Origin of the sequence: Pseudomonas sp. Irchel 3E19 (genome assembly GCF_900187585.1) — a bacterium.
GTDB lineage: Bacteria > Pseudomonadota > Gammaproteobacteria > Pseudomonadales > Pseudomonadaceae > Aquipseudomonas > Aquipseudomonas baetica.
On sequence record NZ_FYDT01000016.1, the window covers coordinates 1 to 18,443 of the forward strand.

The window sequence follows — 18,443 nt, forward strand, 5'->3', positions numbered from 1 at the left end:
CGCCAATTTGGCCATGACACTGGCAGGTGCTTTTTTCTCGAAACGCGCTAGAACATCGGCCCACATCGTTCGGGTCCTCCTGGCTGAAGTATCAGGGGATTTTACCTAAGACCTTGAAAGGGATGGCTCTTACGACAGCACCAACAGCGGCAACCAGAATGCCGAAGAACTGACTCCGAGCATCGACGAATTGCGCCGCGACCAGCGCTGGGCCGTGCGCGACTTTCTCGGCCTCGGCCGCACCACCGTGGAGTTGATCTGATGGCCGTCCCCATTCGCGCCCAGCAGAGTGACACCGTCGATGCACTGTGTTGGCGTCATTACGGCCGCACCGCCGGTGTCACCGAAGCAGTACTCGAAGCCAACCCCGGCCTTGCCGATCACGGCCCGACCTTGCCGCAAGGCCTCCTGGTGCAAATGCCAGAAGCCCAAGCCGCCGCCCCACAACGGCAGATGGTGAACCTATGGGATTGAACCGCCCGCACCGCGCCCTTGAACCCAACCACTCTGGATCATGGAATGAAACGCATGCCTGACCGTCCCGACACCTGGGCCTGGCTCGCCGCCTGGCTCGAACAGAACTGGCCCACCCTATACGCCGGCCTGCTGGCCCTAGTCATCGCGGGCCTGCGCGTGATCTACGGTGGCGGCACTCTACGCCGCATGCTGATCGAGGCCCCGCTTTGCGGCGCGCTCGCCCTGTCCGCCAGTCACGGCCTGTCTTTGCTGGGCATTCCAGCCACTACCGCCCCGTTCTTCGGCGGCGTGATCGGACTGCTCGGTGTCGAAGGCACCCGCGCTGCAGCGAGGAAGTTTTTTACCCGCAAGGTAGAACAACTATGACCACTCTGTTTCCCAAGGAGGCAGCATGAAAAGCACCCACGAAACGCTTGTAAAGCGAGTTGAGCAACTTGAGAAATTCCGAGTAGAGATCCAGGCAATTTGTGAGAGCGGCAAACACCGAACGAAGCACACACAGTTACAGATGTGCAGCTTTCTCGACCGCCTCAGGAGCAAGTCGCTTGAAGCGGATATCTCCAAATGCCCAGACAATTCAGAAGTGCTCCAGATCGAGGCCAAAGCCCGCAGCATCTACGAAAGCTGGGCAGACAGACCGGGCTTTGTACCTTGGGAGGCCGGCGGAAACTCGACCATGCAAGAAGTTGCAAGAGCCGAGGCTCGGCGACTTTTTTCCATGGGACCCAGCAATAACCTACCCACCTGCTGAGGGCCAACGCATGACCACCATTTTACGTCATGGCGACCGCTCGCAAGCGGTGCGTATCCTGCAAAGGAACCTCAACCAACACGGCGCAAAACTGAGTGTTGATGGCGATTACGGCGACGCCACCGAAAGCGCAGTGCGCGCCTACCAGCTCAAAGCTGGTCTGGTGGCTGATGGTGTCGCCGGCAGCAAGACGCAGGCCGCTCTCGCCGGCACTGACTGCCAGCAACTGCTGAAAAACGCCGACCTGGTCAATGCCGCCGAACGCCTCGGAGTGCCGCTCGCCAGCGTCTACGCCGTCAATGAAGTCGAGTCCCAAGGCAACGGCTTCCTCGAAAACGGCAAACCGGTGATCCTGTTCGAACGGCACATCATGTATCGCCAACTGGCGAAGGTTCGCCACGAAGGCGACGATCCGGCCGTGCTAAAAAGCCACGCTGATCAGTTGGCCGCAACCAACCCGGCCATCGTCAATCCGAAATCCGGTGGCTATGCCGGCGGCAGCGCCGAACACCAGCGCCTGGCTACTGCTCGCCTGATCGACGACACCGCCGCGTTGGAATCTGCGTCCTGGGGCGCCTTCCAGATCATGGGCTTTCACTGGCAGCGCCTGGGTTACAGCAGCGTGCAGGACTTTGTCGCCACCGTGAGCGCAGGCGAATCGCAGCAGTTCGATGCATTCGTCCGTTTCATCGAGACCGACCCGGTGTTGCACAAGGCACTGAAGGGCCGCAAATGGGCCGAGTTCGCCAAGCTCTACAATGGGCCGGATTACCAGCGAAACCTGTACGACATCAAACTCCAGCGCGCCTACGAACGGCACGACGACTGCGGTTGCGGTCAGGCGGTAGCAGCATGATCGACTTCGACGCGGTGCAACGGCTGAATGTCCAGGACGGTGATCTGCTGGTAGTGCCAGAGAACAGCGATCAGCAGGACATGGTGCAGCTGCGCGACGCGCTCCGCATCCAGAACCCTCAGCGCAAAGTCATCATCATCCGCGGACCGATCCAGCACATGGACATCGGCGACATGAATCAGCTCGGCTGGTACCGGGCGTGAGCATCTTCCGGCAGGCCTTGCTCGGCATTGCGTTGCTTGCAGCGCAGGGGCTGCTGATCTGGAGCCAGGAGCTGCGCATCAGCGGCGCGAATAAGGACACCCGACTGGCCGAGCAGGACGCCAGCCGCGCCCGAGAACAAGCCGAGCGCAACCTCGCTAACGCCAACGCGTTGCGCGACTCCCTGCAACAGGAACGCAAGGCCCAGACCACTTTGCGCGCGCAACATGATCAACTGCGCCAAGGCCTGGCAAAGCGCGAACTCACCATCGAGGCTCTGAAACGTGAAAACGTCGATCTACGCAATTGGGCTGCCCAGCTTTTGCCTGATGCTGCTCGCCGGCTGCGCGAGCGCCCCGCCCTCACCGGCGCCGACGCTTATCGTCAGTGGCTGTCCGGCCGTGGTGCCGTGTACGCTGCCGGCGACCAGCCCGCGCAGTAACGGTGACCAGCTCACCGATCAGGACCGTGTCGAGGCCGCCTGGGCGGATTGTGCGAGTCAGGTCGATATGGTCTACCAACACCAACAGGCCCAGCCATGAACAAACCCGACAGCCTGAAAGCTCACCTGCTCGCCACCGTGGCCGAACTCAAACACAACCCTGACCGGCTGCTGATATTCATCGACAACGGCAAGATCCGCTGCACCGCCGCGCACACACTCTCGTTTGAGTACAGCTTCGACTTACAGGTCATCCTCACCGACTTCGCCGGCCACCCCGACAGCGTCATGTTGCCGCTGCTCGGCTGGTTGAGCGTCCATCAGTCCGAGTTGCTGGAGAACCTGAGCAAGGCCGCTGACGGCATCCAATTCGAGGCTGACATTCTCGACAACAGCAAAGTGGATATGAGCCTGACGTTACCGCTGACGGAGCGTGTGGTGGTGGGCAAGGATGACCAGGGCAAGACCACCATTCGACATCCTGGCGAGCCGCAACGGGCTGCTGACTTTCTTGATCCGAACTGGATACCTGGTGCGCAGGGTACTGGTAGTGAGTGGGTGCTGCCGAAATGACCGATCGACTGGAAGCGCTGGAAGATTGGGCGGCGGGATTGCTTGGGCAGCTTGAACCTGCGTCGCGCAATAGGTTGGCTCGAAGCGTTGGTCGAGCATTGCGGCGCAGCCAGCAACAACGAATCATTGCCCAGCAGAATCCGGACGGCAGCAAGTACGCGCCGCGAAAGCAGCGCAACGTACGTGGCAAGCAAGGGAGAGTAAAACGGAAGGTGAAGATGTTTCAGAAACTGCGCACATCCAGTCTTCTGAAGATGCAAGGTGATGGGAACGCCATTTGGATAGGCTACACCGGGCGAATCGCCCGGATTGCCAAGGTGCACCAGTACGGCTTGAAGGATCGAGCCGAACAGGGCGCACCGAATGTGAAGTACGAGCAGCGGATAGTGCTTGGTTTTACCAACGCCGAACACGATATGCTGCGCGACACCCTTCTTGAGCACCTCACTCGGGACTACCCTACGTAAGAGCTGGCCATCGCCGCAGAATATGCCGACGCCTGAGAAAGGTTGAGACGGCACCGATTCAGATCGATGTGGATGTGAAAGGCACCCTCACGTTCGTTATAGCTGCACTCGATATCACGCCCTTCGCACAGCGCGGTACAGTCGTCGATCAACTGATCAGTCTTGCGCTGACGGCCCAGATCAGACTTGTTCACGGTGTAATCGTGACGCGTAATCCCGGAGAAGGCTTTTTGGATGCTGACGTTAATCAGTTCATCCAGAATTGCTGAAAAATTAGCCATTTGCTATTCCTCTGTAAGCCTGATCACCGAATTGGGATCAGATAAGTAGACTATAAGACAATGATAAGGAATAGACAAGGAGCGATTAACTTTATCATAAAGATCCATTAACTGAATTACCAAACCTCTTCCTAACGTTGACCTACATTGAAAAAAAAGGGGACTTGTACCACTAAGAGTTACAGCTTCTGACAACGGCATCGATTGCAAAAAGGCGCCACCATCGGCGCCATGAATGACTTAGCCACCCTCGCCCGCCTGATCGAAAACCTCATCCGTCTCGGCACCATCGCTGCCGTCCAGATGAAGCCTCCGCGTGTGCAGGTCAAAACCGGAACCCTCACAACCGGCTGGCTCCCATGGATCGCCCCCCGGGCCGGTGCCGACCGCGAGTGGAATCCTCCAACCATCGACGAGCAAGTCATTTTGTTCAGTCCATCCGGCCAACTCGGCAACGGCATCGTCCTGACCGGCCTGTTCAGCGACAACACCCCGGCCAATGGCGACCGCGAAGGACTGCACCGCTGCACCTACCGCGACGGCACCGTCATCGAGTACGACAGCCTCGCGCACCACCTCAACGCCACCTTGGCCGAAGGCGGCACCACCAAACTGATCAGCACGGGCGGCATCCACATCGTCGGCCCGATCACCCACGAAGGCGACTACACCCAGACCGGCAACCAGAACGTCAGCGGCACAGTCACCGTGTCCAAAGACGTCATCGCGGCGGACATCAGTCTGGTGAAGCACCTGCACGGCGGCGTCATGCCTGGCGGCGCGAAGACGGGCAAACCAGAATGAACCGAGAAACCGGCGCAGCCCTCGGCCTGGTCGAACACATCGCCCAGTCCATCACCGACATCCTGACCACTCGCATCGGCACCCGCGTCATGCGCCGCGAATACGGTAGCCTGCTACCCGAGCTGGTGGATCAGCCGTTTAACGACTTCACCCGCTTGCAGGTCTACGCCGCCACGGTCATGGCGCTGATGCGCTGGGAAACGCGCATCAGCCTCAGCCGTATCCAGTTCATCGGCGCGAACCTTCAGGGCCAAGCGGCGCTGGAGTTCGAAGGCACCATCGTCGACAACAATCAACCGCTGAGCCTGAGCGTGCCTCTACAACTGGGGGGCAGCGTATGAACACTTTTGTGGCCATCGACCTTGGCCAACTGCCGGCGCCGCAGATCGTCGAACAGATCGATTACGAACAGATCCTCGCCGAGCGAAAGGCTTACGCCGTCAGCCTCTGGCCGATCGAGGAACAACCCGAGATCGCCGCCCGGCTCAACATGGAGTCGGAGCCGCTGACCAAATTACTCGAGGAAAACGCCTACCGCGAAACCGTTTGGCGCCAGCGGGTCAACGAGGCATCGGTTGCCAACATGCTGGCGTTGGCCAAGGGCACCGACCTCGAACAGCTCGCCGCCAACTTCAACGTAAAGCGGCTGGTCATTCAAGCCGCAAACCCGACAGCCGTGCCACCCCTCCCAAAGCTGATGGAAAGCGACGACAGCCTGCGCGAACGTGCGCAAATGGCATGGGAAGGTCTCAGCACCGCCGGCCCGCGCAACAGCTATATCTTTCACGCCCGGTCCTCTGACGGACAGGTCGCCGACGCTACAGCCGAAAGCCCGGCGCCGGCCGAAGCCGTGGTCACCGTGCAATCCGTGCTGGGCGATGGCACCGCGTCGCCGGCACTGCTCGACAAGGTCAAAATCTACCTCAGCGACGACGACCGCAGGCCCGTCGCCGATCGCCTTACCGTTCAGGGTGCGGAGATCATCTACTACCAGATCAAGGCCAGGATCTTTCCGCTGAGCAACGGACCTGAAACCGAATTGGTCCTCGCAGCAGCCGAAGCCCAGTTGCTCCAGTTCGTGCATCAACGCCGGCGCCTCGCATTGGAGGTTTCCGAGTCCATCGTGCACGCCGCGCTACACGTCGAGGGCGTGCGCAAAGTAGTGCTGGAAGACTGGGAGGACATTGTCGCCACCAAGTACCAGGCGCCGTATTGCACGAGCGTGGAACTGAAATTGGGGGTCGAGTCATGACCTACCAGCCACTGCTACCCGGCAACTCGACGCCACTGGAACGCCAAGCCGCGCAGGCCTTGGCAGAAATCCAGCGCGTGCCGATTCCGCTGCGCACGCTCTATAACCCTGACCAGTGCCCCCTGCCCTTACTGCCGTATCTGGCCTGGGCATTTTCGGTTGATCGCTGGGACAGCAAATGGACAGAAGCCGCCAAGCGTGCCGCCTGCCGTGCCGCGTACTACGTGCACTCGCACAAGGGCACCATCGGTGCTTTACGCCGGGTCGTTGAACCGCTCGGCTACCTGATTGAGGTCGCCGAATGGTGGCAGACCGTTCCGCCAGGTACACCGGGCACCTTTGCCTTGCGCATCGGCGTCCTCGACTCCGGCATCACCGAAGCGATGTATCAGGAACTGGTCTGGCTGATCGACGACGCCAAGCCGCTCACCCGCCATCTCACCGGCCTCGACATCATCCTTGAAACCCGACTCGACGCCTTCGTTGGCTTCGCCGTTTACGACGGCGACGAAATCGACGTGTATCCCTGGAACAACCCGGACATCGACGTATCCGTCCGGGGTTACAGCGGCGTGAGCCTCTACACCCTCGACGAACTGGACGTGTATCCCCATGGTTGATCAGAACTCTATTTTCGGTGGCATGCTGACGACGCTGGGCGTTGCCAAGAAAACCAACTGCGACGCCCTCGGCATTCCTTGGGAGCCGCGTTACATGCTGATCGGCGATGCCAACGGCACCGATCCGGTACCCAGCCCCGCGCAGACCAAGCTGATCAATCAGCGGTACCGCGCCCAACTCAACCAACTGCGCGTATCGCCGACCGACGACAACGTCCTTATCGCCGAGCTGGTTTTGCCACCTGATGTTGGCGGGTGGTGGATTCGCGAACTGGCGCTCGAAGACAAGGACGGCGTGTTCTCAGCCGTGGCCAACGTGGCGCCAAGCTATAAGCCCTTGCTAGCACAGGGGTCGGGCCGCAACCAGGTTGTGCGCATGCACGTCATCACCAGCGGCACGTCGAATATTCAGCTGAAAATTGATCCATCGGTGGTGCTTGCCACTCGCGAATACGTCGACACCAAGATTCTGGAAGAACTGTACAAGCTCGACAGCAAGCAGTCGGTCCGCGCTGCGACGACTGCGAATATTGCGTTGTCGGGGCTTCAGTCGATCGACGGCGTGGCAGTGGATGTCGGCGATCGCGTGCTGGTGAAAAACCAGAACGCCGCCAAGGACAACGGGATTTGGGTAGCGGCAGCGGCCGGTTGGTCGCGTGCGGCAGATGCTGACTCGAATACAGAGGTGACCTCGGCGTTGCTGGTGTCTGTTGAACAGGGCGCTACGCTGGCTGACACCCGTTGGCAGTTGATCACCGACGGGGCGATTGTCCTGGGCACCACACCGCTGACCTTCCAGAACATCACGCAAGGCTTTGCACCAATCAACGCGCCGGCGCTCATCAATCCGACGGCCAACACTGCGCCGCAGTTTGATGCCAGCCAGAAGCTCGCTACGACTGAGTTTGTACAGCGGGCACTGGGTAATTTGGCTGGTGTGGCGGACATTGGGAATGGCACCTTTGCCAATGCTGGCCACGCTGGGAAAAATTTAAACATCGGGGCAGGCAACTCCTTCCTGCCGTCAACGGTAGGCATTGCTGACGGCGCAACCCTGCATTACAAAAACACGGGGATTGGAAGCCACACGCTGTCTCGCGTAGCGGCAGACGTAATTTCCTGTGACGGAGCACCTTTGACGTCGATCGTAGTCGGCACGGGTGAAGAGCTGGAATTGGTCAAGGTCGGCTCCAACTGGATCGGATCGGGAACGGCGGCGCTTAAATTCAGCGCTGCCTTCATGGCCTCTTTAGCTAGCGGCTATCAGAAGCTTCCAAGCGGGCTAATTCTCCAATGGGGTTCGACCGGCATCACGACGACGTCAGTAGCCGCGACCTTTCCAGTGGCCTTTCCAAACCGCTGTGCGTGGATTTGCAGCCAAGACAATGGCGGCGCTCCAAGTGTTTCCATTTGGACTTTCACTGTCGCAGCAAACGGTTTCACAGCGCATAACATCGGATCTTTGAACAAGGGCTCATCTGCCGTCATCGCTGCGGTCGCGTCAGCATGCGCATGGTTTGCCGTGGGCTATTAGGGAGAAATATCTATGTTCGCTTCACCGTCTATGCGCGGCTTTTTTGATCCTTCGATTCATTCGTCCATGCCGGACGACGTGATTGAGATTACTGCTGAACGCCACGAGCACCTGTTAATGGGCGAATCGCAGGGCAAGATGATTGATTTCACTCCTGCCAGCGGTCCGGAGTTGATCGATCCGCCACCGCCGACTTACGAGACGCAGATCGCCGAAGAGCGTGGTTGGCGCGATCGGCAATTGCTCTTAACTGACCCTCTGGTGTCCCGTCATCGTGACGAAGTCGAGGAAGGCGGATTGACCTCGATCACCGCAGAGCAATATGCCGAGCTGCAACGCTACCGCCGGCTGTTGCGCGACTGGCCGCAGGGCGAGAGCTTCCCGTTGGCCGATCATCGTCCGGCCGTGCCCCTCTGGCTGAGCGAAGTGATTGGGTAATGCCCCATCGGTTATCGCCACCTGTAACACCTCTCCCTACAATCCCGCGCGCTCGCCCATCCGGCGCGCGCGCGGCAGCCTGTGCACTGTCATCCCATTTACTGCGCAGGCAAAACCATGGCCGATTATCTTCACGGCGTGCGGGTGCTCGAACTCAACGACGGCACCCGCCCCATTCGCACCATCCCCACCGCCGTCATCGGCATGGTCTGCACGGCCGACGATGCCGACGCTACCGTTTTCCCGCTCGACACGCCGGTACTGCTCACCAACGTGCAGACCGCCGTCGGCAAGGCCGGCACCACCGGCACCCTCGCTGCCAGCCTGCAAGCCATCGCTGACCAGACCAAGCCCTACACCATCGTCGTGCGCGTCAAAGCAGGCGCTACCGAGGAGGAAACGGCCAGCGCGTTGATCGGCACCACCACCGCCGACGGCAAATACACCGGCATGAAAGCCCTGCTCGCCGCCAAGGCAAAAGTCGGCATGGTGCCGCGCATCCTCGGCGTACCAGGTCTAGACAGCCAACCCGTGGCCACCGCATTGGCAAGCATCGCCCAGCAGCTGCGCGCCTTCTCCTACGTCAGTGCCTGGGACTGCAAAACCAAGGAAGAAGCCGTCGCCTATCGCGAGAACTTCGGCGCCCGCGAAGTGATGGTGATCTGGCCGGACTTCCAGAACTGGGACACCGTCACCAGCGCCACGGTGAAAGCCTCGGCCGTCGCTCGTGCACTCGGTCTGCGCGCCAAGATCGATCAGGAAGTGGGCTGGCACAAAACCCTGTCCAACGTCGCAGTGAACGGCGTCACCGGCATCAGCGCCGACGTGTTCTGGGATCTACAAAACCCGGCCACCGATGCCAACTACCTCAACGGCAACGAAGTCACCACCCTGATCAACGAAGGCGGTTTTCGCTTCTGGGGTAGCCGCACGTGCAGTGACGATCAGCTGTTCGCTTTCGAGAACTACACCCGCACCGCGCAGATCCTCGCTGACACCATGGCCGAAGCGCAGATGTGGGCCGTAGACAGGCCCATGCACCCGTCCCTGGTGCGCGACATGATCGAGAGCATCAAGGCCAAGTTCCGCGAAATGGTTGGCAGCGGCTACCTGATCGGCGGCGACTGCTGGTACCCGGAAGAGATCAACGACAAGGACACGCTCAAGGCCGGCAAGCTCTACCTCGATTACGACTACACGCCCGTGCCGCCGCTGGAAGACCTGACCCTTCGCCAGCGCATCACCGACCGCTACCTGATCCAGTTCGCCAGCAAAGTGAACGCCTGAATCGGCGCTCCCCTGCGGGGGAGTCCGTACCCCGGAGACCAACGCCATGGCCATGCCTCGCAAACTCAAAAACATGAACCTGTTTAACGACGGCAACACCTACCAGGGCGTTGCCAAAAGCGTCACCCCGCCGCCGCTCGGTCGCAAGATGGAAAGCTATCGCGGCGGCGGCATGAACGGCCCGGTCAAGGCTGACCTCGGCTTCTCCGATGATGGCATCCAGTTCGAATGGAAAACCGGCGGGCTGGATCTGATCGCGCTTCGGCAGTTCGGCAGTGTCAACGCGTCCGGCGTGCAGCTGCGCTTTGCCGGCTCTTTCCAGCAGGACGATACCGGCGAAATCAGCGCCGTGGAAATCATCGTGCGTGGACGTCACGAAACCATCGAGATGGGCGACGCGGCGCCTGGTGAAGACACCGAACACAGCATCACCACCACATGCAGCTACTACAAGCTGATCGTCGACAACGAAGACATCATCGAGATCGACTTGCTCAACTTCATCGAGAAGGTCAACGGCGTGGACATGCTGGAGAAACAGCGCTCTGCCATCGGCCTTTAACCGCCCCCTAAAATTACCCGGAGCACACTATGAACACCGAAGACACCAACACCGAAGCTCTGCCGGCAGTCGATGACAACACCGTCAACCTCGACACGCCCATCGTTCGCGGCAAGTCCTACATGACCAGCCTCACACTGCGCAAACCATCATCCGGCGAACTGCGTGGCGTTCACCTGGTGGACCTGCTGAACCTCGACGTCGCCGCCCTGCTCAAGGTGTTACCGCGCATCACTTCGCCAAGCATCACAGCCACCGAAGCCGCCGGCATGGACCCGGCCGACCTGCTCGCCTGCGGCAACAAGGTTGCGCATTTTTTGTTGCAGAGGTCGGTGAAGACGGACGCCTCCCTCGTTGCGTAGAAGACGCCATGGCCGATCTGGCCGTGGTCTTTCACTGGGCGCCAGCTGATATGGATCAGCTCGGCCTGCAAGAACTGATGGACTGGCGCGAGCGCGCCAGGGTGCGGAGTTCCACCGATGGCGAATGACTTAAAGCTTCAGGTACTGCTCAACGCGATTGACCGGGCGAGCGGCCCCCTGAAGGCCATCGACAAGGGCAGCATCGGCGCGGCGCGCGCACTCAAGGACGCGCGCGACCGCCTCAAGGAACTCAACGCGCAGCAGAAAGACGTCAGCGCCTGGCGCACCCAGCGCGCCGCCGCTGAACAGACCGAAACCGCCCTCACCTCGGCCCGCGACAGAGTGCGCGCGCTCAGTCAGCAGTTCGCCGCCACGGGCGTTCCGACCAAAGCGCTGGCCAAGGACTTCCGCACCGCCGTGCGTGAAGCCCAGCGGCTCAAGGAACAACACCAGCAACAGTCCGAACAGTTACAGACCCTGCGTTCGAAGCTGTACAGCGCAGGTATCAGCACAAAAGACCTCGGTACTCACGAACGCCAGCTGCGCGAGCAGATCGGCGCCACCAACACCACAATCAGCGAACAGGGCAAACGGCTGGTCGCGCTGAATGCCCAGCAGAAACGCATGGCCGCCGAACGCGCCAAACTGGCGAAGACCCAAGGCCTTGCCAGTGACATGGCGGTCAACGGTGCGGCCGGGTTGGGCGTTGGTTACGCGGCCAGCCGCCCGATAGCTAAAGCCGTGGGCGCATTTGCACCGAACGAAGACTCAGCCACACAGCTGAAAGTGTCGATGATGGACAACACCGGCAAGGTGGCCGAGGACTTCCAAAAGATCACCGACCTCGCCACCAAACTCGGCGACCGCTTGCCCGGCACCACGGCCGACTTTCAAGAAATGATGACCATGCTGCGGCGCCAAGGCCTCAGCGCGCAAAGCATCCTCGGCGGTACCGGCGAAGCTGCTGCGTATCTGGGCGTGCAATTGAAAATGCCGGTGGCCGAAGCCGCCGAGTTCGCGGCCAAGATGCAAGACGCCACGCGCACGTCCGAGAAGGACATGATGGCGTTGATGGACACCATTCAGCGCGGGTTCTACTCCGGTGTCGATTCAACCAACATGCTGCAGGGCTTCAGCAAGATCGCTCCGGTGATGGACACCATCAAGAAATCCGGTATTGAGGCTGCCAACGAACTGGCCCCGTTGCTGATCATGATGGATCAGGCCGGCATGGAGGGTGGTGCGGCCGGTAATGCCTTCCGCAAAATCTTTCAGGCGGGCTTGAACAAGGACAAGGTCGACGACGTCAACAAAATCCGCCAACTCAAGGGCCAGAAGATTCAATTCAGCTTCACCAACAAGGAAGGCAATTTCGCCGGGCTGGAGAACCTGTTCGCCCAGGTAGAAAAGCTCAAGGGGCTGAACGACGAAGACCGTACCGAGACCATCAAGGACTTGTTCGGTGATGACTCGGAAACCATGACCACCCTGAACACGATGATGAACAAGGGGCTGGCGGGTTACAAAGAGGTGCAGCAGAAGCTCCAGAATCAAGCCGACCTGCGCACGCGGGTCAATGAGCAACTCAGCACCTTGACCAATGTCATGGAAGCCGCCGAAGGCAGCTTCACCAACGCCATGGCCGAGTTCGGTGCCGCCGTCGCGCCGGAGCTGAAAGAGCTGATCAACACTCTCGGTGAAGTCGCCAACAACGTCGGCGCCTGGGCGCGGGAAAACCCCAAACTCGCCGGCGGCCTGGTCAAAGTCGTTGCGCTGGTTGCCGGTCTGTCGTTCGTGTTCGGTGGTTTGGCCATCGGAATGGCCAGCCTGCTCGGCCCGTTTGCCGTGATTCGTTACGGCATGGCGATGTTTGGCATGCAGGGTGGTGGCACGCTGAGAATCATGCAAAAGCTCGCCCCCACCATCACCGGTCTGGCCCGCAATGCACTCCCCATGCTGGGCCAAGGCCTTCGCACGCTGGCCAGCACACTCAGCGGCGCGCTGGTAACCGCCCTGCGAACCGTCAGCATTGCACTTTGGGGCCTCGCCACCAACCCGGTGGCGCTGGCCATCGGTGCCGTCGTTGCCGTGCTCGCCGGTGCGGCTTACCTGATCTACAGCAACTGGGACGCGGTGAAACTGTACTTCAGCAACGCGTGGACCGAGATCAACGCCGGTTTCAGTGGGGGTATCGGCGGCATCCTCAACACGCTCGCCAACTTCAGCCCCATCGGCCTGATCTACCAGGCCTTCGCTGGCGTACTGAGCTACCTCGGCGTAGATCTGCCGAGCCGCTTTACCGAGTTCGGCAACATGCTGGTCAACGGCCTGGTAAACGGACTGCTCGCGGGGTTGGGGCAGATCACGAATGCCGTCAGCTCTATCGCTGATTCGGCCATCAACATGTTCAAGGAAAAGCTCGGCATCCACAGCCCGTCCCGCGTGTTCACCGCGCTCGGCGGCTTCACCATGGCCGGGCTGACCCAAGGTCTGCAAGGTGGCCAGGATGGCCCGCTGGGCGCCATCACTGACATGGGCAAACAAGTCGTGTCGGCCGGGCAACGGACGCTCGGCGCCGTGGCTGGCCCGCTCGGCGCCATCGGGCTGCCGCAGTTGCCGACCGGCGCCGCCGCATCCTCTTCAGTGTCGATCGATAATCGCGCGCCCATCAGCCCGGCGACGGCCGCTGCCTACGACAGCCACGACACCTACGAAATCAACATCCACACCACGCCCGGCATGGATGAGCGCGCCATCGCCCGCGCCGTGCGCGCCGAGTTGGCCCGCGTCTCCAGCGAAAAGAGCGCCCGCCAGCGCAGCAAACTGTCCGACCTGGAGTAACCCGCCATGATGCTTGCCCTGGGCATGTTCGTTTTCAGCCTCTCCACCGCCGCCTACCAGGAACTGCAACGCCAAACCGAATGGCGCCACGCCAGCAGCAACCGCGTCGGCGCCGCGCCGGCCCGCCAGTTCGTCGGCCGTGGTGATGACTCCATCACCCTGCCCGGCATCATCCTGCCGGAACTCGCCGGAAGCGCCCTGAGCCTCGACGCCTTGCGCTTGATGGCCAACACCGGCAAGGCATGGCCTATGGTTGAAGGCAGCGGCCGCATCTACGGTCTATGGATCATCGAAAGCCTCAGTGAAACCAAGACGATTTTCTTCCGCGACGGCACGCCGCGCCGCATCGAATTCACCCTAACCCTCAAGCGCATCGATGACGACCGTATCGACCTGATCGGCGCCGGTACCCGCGCTGGCGTCAGCATCATGAGGGCGCTGCTGTGATCGATGCCGCTCTCTCCCGCGTCACCGGTTTTCTGGACAAGGCCATCGAGCGCTACAAGCGCGAAGCCGCCTATCCGGTGCCGGCGTTCCGTATCACCGTGGACGGCAACGACATCGCCCAACTGATCAGCCCGCGCCTGATGAGCCTCGACCTGACCGACAATCGCGGCATCGAGGCCGATCAACTGAGCATCACCCTCAGCGACCACGACGGGCTGCTCGCCATCCCGCCCAAGGGCGCGGTGGTTCGTTTGTGGCTCGGATGGAGTGATACCGGACTGGTCGACAAGGGCACCTACACCGTCGATGAAACCGAACACTCCGGCTCCCCTGACGTGCTGAGCATCCGCGCCCGCTCGGCAGATCTGCGCAAAGGCCTGAAAACCAAACGCGAGCGCAGCTGGAGCAACACCACGCTCGGTGACGTGTTGGGCGATATCGCCCTAGGCAACGGTCTGACGGCCACCATCGCCGGCGCGCTCGACGGTTTGCCTATCCTGCAACTGGACCAGGCCAACGAGTCCGACGCCAACCTGATCAGCCGCGTTGGCGAAGAGTTTGATGCCGTGGTGACCGTCAAAGCCGGTTGCCTACTGTGCCTGCCCGCCGGCGGAGGCAAGACCGCCAGCGGTGCAGAACTGCCCCACATCACCCTCACGCGCGCCGACGGCGACCAGCACCGCTACCTGCAAGCCGACCGCGACAGCTACGACGGCGTGCGCGCTTACTTCTACGATGTGAACAGCGCCAAGAAACAGGAGGCCATTGCCGGTGGCGGGGAAAACCTCAAGGATCTGCGCCACACCTACAGCGACCGGCAATCCGCCTTGCGTGCCGCACGGGCAGAGTTCAACCGGTTGCAACGTGGTAGCGCGACGCTCAGCTATACCCTGGCCATGGGCCGGCCGGATCTGATCCCGGAGCTGACCTACACGCTCGAAGGAGTTAAGCCAGAGATTGACGAGATCGTCTGGTATGGGGGGAACGTGCAGCACACGCTTAGTGCGGACAACGGGTACACCGTCAGCCTGGAGCTGGAGAGCAAGCTGCCGGAGGATACCGTTGAGGATCTGGCGGAAGAGAACAAGGGGGATTTCACAGGGATCATCGCGTACTACCGCGACAAGAAGACCGGGAAGGAGAAGACGGTGATGGCTGGGGATCAGAGCAAGCCACGGCGGTTGCGTTGGTTGTATGCCACGGAGAAAACGGCCAAAAGAGCGGTTGACCGGGAATGGAAGCGACTGGAAAAAAGTTGATTTTTGAACATAATGGCCACTTGCCAATCTTGTGAAACCATAAAATGAAGAATCTCGACTTTCAGAATTTCAGCGAATTTGAAGCGTGGGTAGAGGGAATCAAACTAGAACAATCAGAACGAAAAAAAAACCAACCTTGGAGGTTCTCCGATTTATTATTCAGAGGTCACGCCAATGAAAAATGGCCACTCTTGACGACTTTGGAAAGAGAACATCCAGACGTCAATACAATCGATGAATATCTCCGAATAGTGGCGAGAATCAAACTTCAAGTTGAGCTTCATACTGGAAGAAAGTGGGGGGAAATTCTTGACGACAGAGGGCAGATTATAGACGTAGGCGACATAAGTTACGGAGGAACAATTCCTGCACTAGAGTATTTAGTCTACCTACGCCACCATGGCTTCCCTTCCCCACTGCTCGATTGGACTCGATCCCCGTACATTGCGGCGCTGTTCGCATATTCCAGCTGCAAATCAGAAGATGGTAGAATTGCGATATTTGTCTACCAACAATATTCTGGAAAAATAAAATCACGATACTTACACGGCGGATTTCTTCACAACATAGGCCCTTACATCGACACCCATAAACGTCACTCTATTCAGCAGGCTCAGTATTCACTCTGCCTGATCAAATCCAAAAACCTGATCAACAATGATTACACTCTATACTCCCACGAAGACTATAGAACCAACAACCCAGATGACCTATATAAAATAACTTTACCAACAAGCGAAAAATATAAAATCCTTGCAAAATTAGATCAATTTAATTTAAACCTTCACTCCCTGTACGGAAGCGAAGAAGCACTGATGTCAACTCTAGCACTAAGAGAATTTCATCTTAGATAAAGAACCCGGGGAAATGTCACATTCTATTTGCGCTTTGCGCCGCGCGTGCAGAGTTTAACCGTCTGCAACGTAGTAGCCCGGCGCTCAGTTCGACCCCGGCCATGGGGCGGCCAAATTTTAACCCGGAGCTGGACCTACACGCTTAAAGGGGTGCAGCCAGTGAACCTAGAATCATTTGGTATTGCGGTGTAGCCAATAGCCATCATTCTGGTTATCTTGGGAACAAACCAAAAACAGTGGGTTTGATATACGAGATTGATCAAACCAACCGCTTAGATGACCAAAAACAGGATAGAGGTCGTAGAATGGCTAGATCGCCAAGGTGGCAACCCATAGATCACATGAATGGGGTTTATGAGTACAAATTAAGCTCCTGGAAATATTTTTCAGACTTTATCACCGGAGTACTTATAAATCACACCACCTACGTTTTCAGGGGCCATGGAAATAGCGACTGGAAACTAGAACCCACACTTGACCGGATTTTGAAAGACCCTGAATCGCCTATTAGAGAAAGTCATCTCGAAAAATTTAAATTTGAGACACGCGGCCGAAGAGGCTCAAATCCTATACGTATAGATGAAGATAATGACTGGTGGGCTCTCGGACAACACCACGGATTAGCAACCCCACTGCTCGACTGGACTGAATCTCCTTTTGTAGCGTTATTCTTCGCCGCGAATATGGCTCGATCTGAAAAAGCCGAAAGGTTCAGCGTTCACGCAATATCTCAAGAGTCAATTAGGATTATTAATGAGCGAATAAATTCTACCGTTGACGCCCCTTTAACTAACGGCCATCGCCAGACTGTTAAAATAGTTAGACCGCTCAGCGATGAAAATAAGCGACTGGTAAGTCAGCGAGGCTTATTTACAAGGGGCCCTAACAACATTGACTTAGAAACATGGGTTAAAAACAACACTCACGAGGGTTACAGATCAGTACGTCTGCTGAAAATCACCATGCCATCAAAGGGTGCTGATGATTGCATCAAATATTTAAATCGCATGAACATTAACCACTCAACACTCTTTCCTGATCTTCCAGGAGCATCTGAATTTTGCAACCTTCATCTAAAATTACAAAAGTACTGATCAAAAAACCGAGACTAGTTGGCATTGATCACTCTGCTTGACGACGGTTCGCATCATGACCTCCAAGAAGCTCCAGCGCATAGCTGGAACTTCTTTACACAAAGCCTTACTTCGATGACTGCGCGAGCGCCTCCATGATCCTCAGCATATCCTGACGCTGCTGATCATCCAACTTTGCCAATAGCTGCAAAAAGAGATGCTCCAAGGGGGTAAGGTTTTCCATCGTGCGTACTCCATTTCCTTGTGAAGGGCGCGGTGGTTTCACACCACCTTCATCGCCCGGGAGTCACCCATCCTCAGCACATTTTTCTGTGCCACCAGCCTCTTCATGAAAATTCTCGAGGCCGGTTTGAATGAGATCGCCGCACAGACGAACACCCCTGCTGAATCACACCACTTCGAAAATGTAAGTACTGTTTACCCCTCAAGGACGGCTCTTTCAGAGCTGTCCGGGCTCGGCACGAACGGCGAGCACTTGATTACCCGTAGGGTTGAAGTCGCATTCGTAGATGTGTTTTTGATAGGCGCCGAAGCCATTCTGAAATTCGATCTTGTCGCCGATGAACGTCAGAGTCCCCGTCTCCTTGTTCAGCCAGCGGAAGTGACTCATTTTTGGCTCGAAGGTGCCATCGGTCCAACGCGCGGAGTACTTCCCCAGTCGCACGATGGGGTCCTTGCAATAGACACCGGCGGCGACGGTGTATTTGTCCCCCATGCACTGAAGATCCTTACGGCACGCGGCCTCGTCGACCTTTGCAGTTTTCTCCTCGGTTTTATCTTTGCTGCCACCCGAGCACATCGAAAAGCCCACCGCGACGATGACGCCGAGAAAGACCAGGCCGCCAAGGGTTTGTGCTGTAGTGACGCCAGGGTTTGCTACACCGCAGTTTGGGCAGGTTTTCGCAGAGGTATCTACTTGATGCTTGCAAGACTTGCAGGGCTTCAACGCCATTTGTACTGCTCCTTTCAATATCCATGAAAAAGCCGGCCTTCGTGACCGGCGTGCTGCTTCCACTCAAATGAACTGTGCTTGATCGGGTG

General features: G+C 58.5%; 25 protein-coding genes and 2 pseudogenes. 25 read left to right on the forward strand and 2 right to left on the reverse strand.

Features of this window, described 5'->3' with window-relative positions; all coding sequences use genetic code 11:
* Positions 1–115 precede the first annotated feature (115 nt).
* From CKW18_RS12390 to CKW18_RS12430, 10 genes and pseudogenes are all read left to right on the forward strand, one after another.
* Positions 116–262 (forward strand): annotated as a pseudogene (locus tag CKW18_RS12390) (head completion/stabilization protein); the annotation flags it as partial.
* Complete coding sequence (locus CKW18_RS12395) at positions 262–474, forward strand: tail protein X (RefSeq protein WP_095189065.1); 213 nt, start codon at positions 262–264, stop codon at positions 472–474. The pseudogene CKW18_RS12390 and the gene CKW18_RS12395, both read left to right, overlap by 1 nt.
* Positions 475–519: 45 nt before the next feature.
* Positions 520–843, forward strand: coding sequence for a phage holin, lambda family (locus tag CKW18_RS12400; protein ID WP_170947244.1), 324 nt, complete (start codon positions 520–522; stop codon positions 841–843).
* 25 nt (positions 844–868) lie between these two features.
* Positions 869–1,228 (forward strand): hypothetical protein, encoded by a 360-nt coding sequence (locus tag CKW18_RS12405; protein ID WP_095189066.1) that lies wholly within the window; start codon positions 869–871, stop codon positions 1,226–1,228.
* A 10-nt stretch (positions 1,229–1,238) separates the two neighbouring features.
* Positions 1,239–2,084: an N-acetylmuramidase family protein gene (locus CKW18_RS12410; protein ID WP_095189067.1), complete on the forward strand. Its 846-nt coding sequence runs from the start codon at positions 1,239–1,241 to the stop codon at positions 2,082–2,084.
* Positions 2,081–2,287, forward strand: a complete 207-nt coding sequence (locus tag CKW18_RS12415; RefSeq protein ID WP_095189068.1) for a hypothetical protein — start codon at positions 2,081–2,083, stop codon at positions 2,285–2,287. Before CKW18_RS12410 ends, CKW18_RS12415 begins: the two co-directional genes overlap by 4 nt.
* Positions 2,284–2,727 (forward strand): Rz-like lysis system protein LysB, encoded by a 444-nt coding sequence (gene lysB, locus CKW18_RS12420; protein WP_095189069.1) that lies wholly within the window; start codon positions 2,284–2,286, stop codon positions 2,725–2,727. The genes CKW18_RS12415 and lysB overlap by 4 nt, the downstream gene beginning before the upstream one ends.
* Positions 2,642–2,827 (forward strand): annotated as a pseudogene (lysC, locus tag CKW18_RS31035) (Rz1-like lysis system protein LysC); the annotation flags it as partial. The gene lysB and the pseudogene lysC, both read left to right, overlap by 86 nt.
* Positions 2,824–3,300, forward strand: a complete 477-nt coding sequence (locus CKW18_RS12425) for a phage tail protein (RefSeq protein ID WP_095189070.1) — start codon at positions 2,824–2,826, stop codon at positions 3,298–3,300. The pseudogene lysC and the gene CKW18_RS12425, both read left to right, overlap by 4 nt.
* The gene (locus CKW18_RS12430; RefSeq protein WP_095189071.1) at positions 3,297–3,767 is read left to right on the forward strand and encodes a phage virion morphogenesis protein; all 471 of its coding nucleotides are present in this window, start codon (positions 3,297–3,299) and stop codon (positions 3,765–3,767) included. Before CKW18_RS12425 ends, CKW18_RS12430 begins: the two co-directional genes overlap by 4 nt.
* Here the strand turns inward: CKW18_RS12430 and CKW18_RS12435 are convergent.
* Entirely contained in the window at positions 3,755–4,048 is a 294-nt protein-coding gene (locus CKW18_RS12435; RefSeq protein WP_095189072.1) for a hypothetical protein, read from the reverse strand. The two genes, CKW18_RS12430 and CKW18_RS12435, sit on opposite strands and share 13 nt — an antisense overlap.
* A gap of 231 nt (positions 4,049–4,279) precedes the next feature.
* On the opposite strand from CKW18_RS12435, the gene CKW18_RS12440 reads away from it, so the two are divergent.
* From CKW18_RS12440 to CKW18_RS12510, 15 genes are all read left to right on the forward strand, one after another.
* Positions 4,280–4,852, forward strand: coding sequence for a phage baseplate assembly protein V (locus CKW18_RS12440; protein WP_095189169.1), 573 nt, complete (start codon positions 4,280–4,282; stop codon positions 4,850–4,852).
* Complete coding sequence (locus CKW18_RS12445) at positions 4,849–5,193, forward strand: GPW/gp25 family protein (protein ID WP_071171550.1); 345 nt, start codon at positions 4,849–4,851, stop codon at positions 5,191–5,193. The genes CKW18_RS12440 and CKW18_RS12445 overlap by 4 nt, the downstream gene beginning before the upstream one ends.
* Positions 5,190–6,104, forward strand: coding sequence for a baseplate J/gp47 family protein (locus CKW18_RS12450; RefSeq protein WP_095189073.1), 915 nt, complete (start codon positions 5,190–5,192; stop codon positions 6,102–6,104). The genes CKW18_RS12445 and CKW18_RS12450 overlap by 4 nt, the downstream gene beginning before the upstream one ends.
* Positions 6,101–6,724, forward strand: coding sequence for a phage tail protein I (locus CKW18_RS12455; protein WP_095189074.1), 624 nt, complete (start codon positions 6,101–6,103; stop codon positions 6,722–6,724). Before CKW18_RS12450 ends, CKW18_RS12455 begins: the two co-directional genes overlap by 4 nt.
* The gene (locus CKW18_RS12460; protein WP_095189075.1) at positions 6,717–8,258 is read left to right on the forward strand and encodes a phage tail protein; all 1,542 of its coding nucleotides are present in this window, start codon (positions 6,717–6,719) and stop codon (positions 8,256–8,258) included. The genes CKW18_RS12455 and CKW18_RS12460 overlap by 8 nt, the downstream gene beginning before the upstream one ends.
* A 12-nt stretch (positions 8,259–8,270) precedes the next feature.
* On the forward strand, positions 8,271–8,696 hold the full coding sequence (locus CKW18_RS12465) for a phage tail assembly chaperone (RefSeq protein WP_095189076.1): 426 nt from the start codon (positions 8,271–8,273) through the stop codon (positions 8,694–8,696).
* A 117-nt stretch (positions 8,697–8,813) separates the two neighbouring features.
* Positions 8,814–9,983, forward strand: a complete 1,170-nt coding sequence (locus CKW18_RS12470) for a phage tail sheath protein (protein WP_095189077.1) — start codon at positions 8,814–8,816, stop codon at positions 9,981–9,983.
* A gap of 46 nt (positions 9,984–10,029) precedes the next feature.
* Complete coding sequence (locus CKW18_RS12475; protein ID WP_095189078.1) at positions 10,030–10,545, forward strand: phage major tail tube protein; 516 nt, start codon at positions 10,030–10,032, stop codon at positions 10,543–10,545.
* 29 nt (positions 10,546–10,574) lie between these two features.
* The gene (locus CKW18_RS12480) at positions 10,575–10,907 is read left to right on the forward strand and encodes a phage tail assembly protein (protein ID WP_095189079.1); all 333 of its coding nucleotides are present in this window, start codon (positions 10,575–10,577) and stop codon (positions 10,905–10,907) included.
* A gap of 8 nt (positions 10,908–10,915) precedes the next feature.
* On the forward strand, positions 10,916–11,035 hold the full coding sequence (locus CKW18_RS12485) for a GpE family phage tail protein (protein ID WP_041752072.1): 120 nt from the start codon (positions 10,916–10,918) through the stop codon (positions 11,033–11,035).
* Positions 11,025–13,748: a phage tail tape measure protein gene (locus CKW18_RS12490; RefSeq protein WP_095189080.1), complete on the forward strand. Its 2,724-nt coding sequence runs from the start codon at positions 11,025–11,027 to the stop codon at positions 13,746–13,748. The genes CKW18_RS12485 and CKW18_RS12490 overlap by 11 nt, the downstream gene beginning before the upstream one ends.
* 6 nt (positions 13,749–13,754) lie before the next feature.
* On the forward strand, positions 13,755–14,195 hold the full coding sequence (locus tag CKW18_RS12495) for a phage tail protein (protein WP_095189081.1): 441 nt from the start codon (positions 13,755–13,757) through the stop codon (positions 14,193–14,195).
* Positions 14,192–15,454, forward strand: coding sequence for a phage late control D family protein (locus tag CKW18_RS12500; protein WP_095189082.1), 1,263 nt, complete (start codon positions 14,192–14,194; stop codon positions 15,452–15,454). The genes CKW18_RS12495 and CKW18_RS12500 overlap by 4 nt, the downstream gene beginning before the upstream one ends.
* Positions 15,455–15,498: 44 nt before the next feature.
* Complete coding sequence (locus tag CKW18_RS12505) at positions 15,499–16,308, forward strand: FRG domain-containing protein (protein ID WP_095189083.1); 810 nt, start codon at positions 15,499–15,501, stop codon at positions 16,306–16,308.
* 305 nt (positions 16,309–16,613) lie between these two features.
* The gene (locus CKW18_RS12510; RefSeq protein ID WP_095189084.1) at positions 16,614–17,402 is read left to right on the forward strand and encodes an FRG domain-containing protein; all 789 of its coding nucleotides are present in this window, start codon (positions 16,614–16,616) and stop codon (positions 17,400–17,402) included.
* 439 nt (positions 17,403–17,841) lie between these two features.
* On the opposite strand, the gene CKW18_RS12515 is transcribed toward CKW18_RS12510, so the two are convergent.
* On the reverse strand, positions 17,842–18,354 hold the full coding sequence (locus tag CKW18_RS12515) for a zinc ribbon domain-containing protein (protein WP_095189085.1): 513 nt from the start codon (positions 18,352–18,354) through the stop codon (positions 17,842–17,844).
* Positions 18,355–18,443: the final 89 nt, after the last annotated feature.

Bases quoted from the DNA above. Each gene is read 5' to 3' on its own strand.
- CKW18_RS12490 (WP_095189080.1), top strand. From the start codon at position 11,025: ATGGCGAATGACTTAAAGCTTCAGGTACTGCTCAACGCGATTGACCGG.
- CKW18_RS12450 (WP_095189073.1), top strand. From the start codon at position 5,190: ATGAACACTTTTGTGGCCATCGACCTTGGCCAACTGCCGGCGCCGCAG.
- CKW18_RS12440 (WP_095189169.1), top strand. From the start codon at position 4,280: ATGAATGACTTAGCCACCCTCGCCCGCCTGATCGAAAACCTCATCCGT.
- CKW18_RS12425 (WP_095189070.1), top strand. From the start codon at position 2,824: ATGAACAAACCCGACAGCCTGAAAGCTCACCTGCTCGCCACCGTGGCC.
- CKW18_RS12505 (WP_095189083.1), top strand. From the start codon at position 15,499: ATGAAGAATCTCGACTTTCAGAATTTCAGCGAATTTGAAGCGTGGGTA.
- CKW18_RS12415 (WP_095189068.1), top strand. From the start codon at position 2,081: ATGATCGACTTCGACGCGGTGCAACGGCTGAATGTCCAGGACGGTGAT.
- CKW18_RS12400 (WP_170947244.1), top strand. From the start codon at position 520: ATGAAACGCATGCCTGACCGTCCCGACACCTGGGCCTGGCTCGCCGCC.
- CKW18_RS12465 (WP_095189076.1), top strand. From the start codon at position 8,271: ATGTTCGCTTCACCGTCTATGCGCGGCTTTTTTGATCCTTCGATTCAT.
- CKW18_RS12455 (WP_095189074.1), top strand. From the start codon at position 6,101: ATGACCTACCAGCCACTGCTACCCGGCAACTCGACGCCACTGGAACGC.
- CKW18_RS12475 (WP_095189078.1), top strand. From the start codon at position 10,030: ATGGCCATGCCTCGCAAACTCAAAAACATGAACCTGTTTAACGACGGC.
- CKW18_RS12515 (WP_095189085.1), bottom strand. From the start codon at position 18,354: ATGGCGTTGAAGCCCTGCAAGTCTTGCAAGCATCAAGTAGATACCTCT.
- CKW18_RS12485 (WP_041752072.1), top strand. From the start codon at position 10,916: ATGGCCGATCTGGCCGTGGTCTTTCACTGGGCGCCAGCTGATATGGAT.
- CKW18_RS12480 (WP_095189079.1), top strand. From the start codon at position 10,575: ATGAACACCGAAGACACCAACACCGAAGCTCTGCCGGCAGTCGATGAC.
- CKW18_RS12430 (WP_095189071.1), top strand. From the start codon at position 3,297: ATGACCGATCGACTGGAAGCGCTGGAAGATTGGGCGGCGGGATTGCTT.
- CKW18_RS12445 (WP_071171550.1), top strand. From the start codon at position 4,849: ATGAACCGAGAAACCGGCGCAGCCCTCGGCCTGGTCGAACACATCGCC.
- CKW18_RS12460 (WP_095189075.1), top strand. From the start codon at position 6,717: ATGGTTGATCAGAACTCTATTTTCGGTGGCATGCTGACGACGCTGGGC.
- CKW18_RS12405 (WP_095189066.1), top strand. From the start codon at position 869: ATGAAAAGCACCCACGAAACGCTTGTAAAGCGAGTTGAGCAACTTGAG.
- CKW18_RS12435 (WP_095189072.1), bottom strand. From the start codon at position 4,048: ATGGCTAATTTTTCAGCAATTCTGGATGAACTGATTAACGTCAGCATC.
- CKW18_RS12495 (WP_095189081.1), top strand. From the start codon at position 13,755: ATGATGCTTGCCCTGGGCATGTTCGTTTTCAGCCTCTCCACCGCCGCC.
- CKW18_RS12410 (WP_095189067.1), top strand. From the start codon at position 1,239: ATGACCACCATTTTACGTCATGGCGACCGCTCGCAAGCGGTGCGTATC.
- CKW18_RS12395 (WP_095189065.1), top strand. From the start codon at position 262: ATGGCCGTCCCCATTCGCGCCCAGCAGAGTGACACCGTCGATGCACTG.
- CKW18_RS12470 (WP_095189077.1), top strand. From the start codon at position 8,814: ATGGCCGATTATCTTCACGGCGTGCGGGTGCTCGAACTCAACGACGGC.
- CKW18_RS12510 (WP_095189084.1), top strand. From the start codon at position 16,614: ATGGCTAGATCGCCAAGGTGGCAACCCATAGATCACATGAATGGGGTT.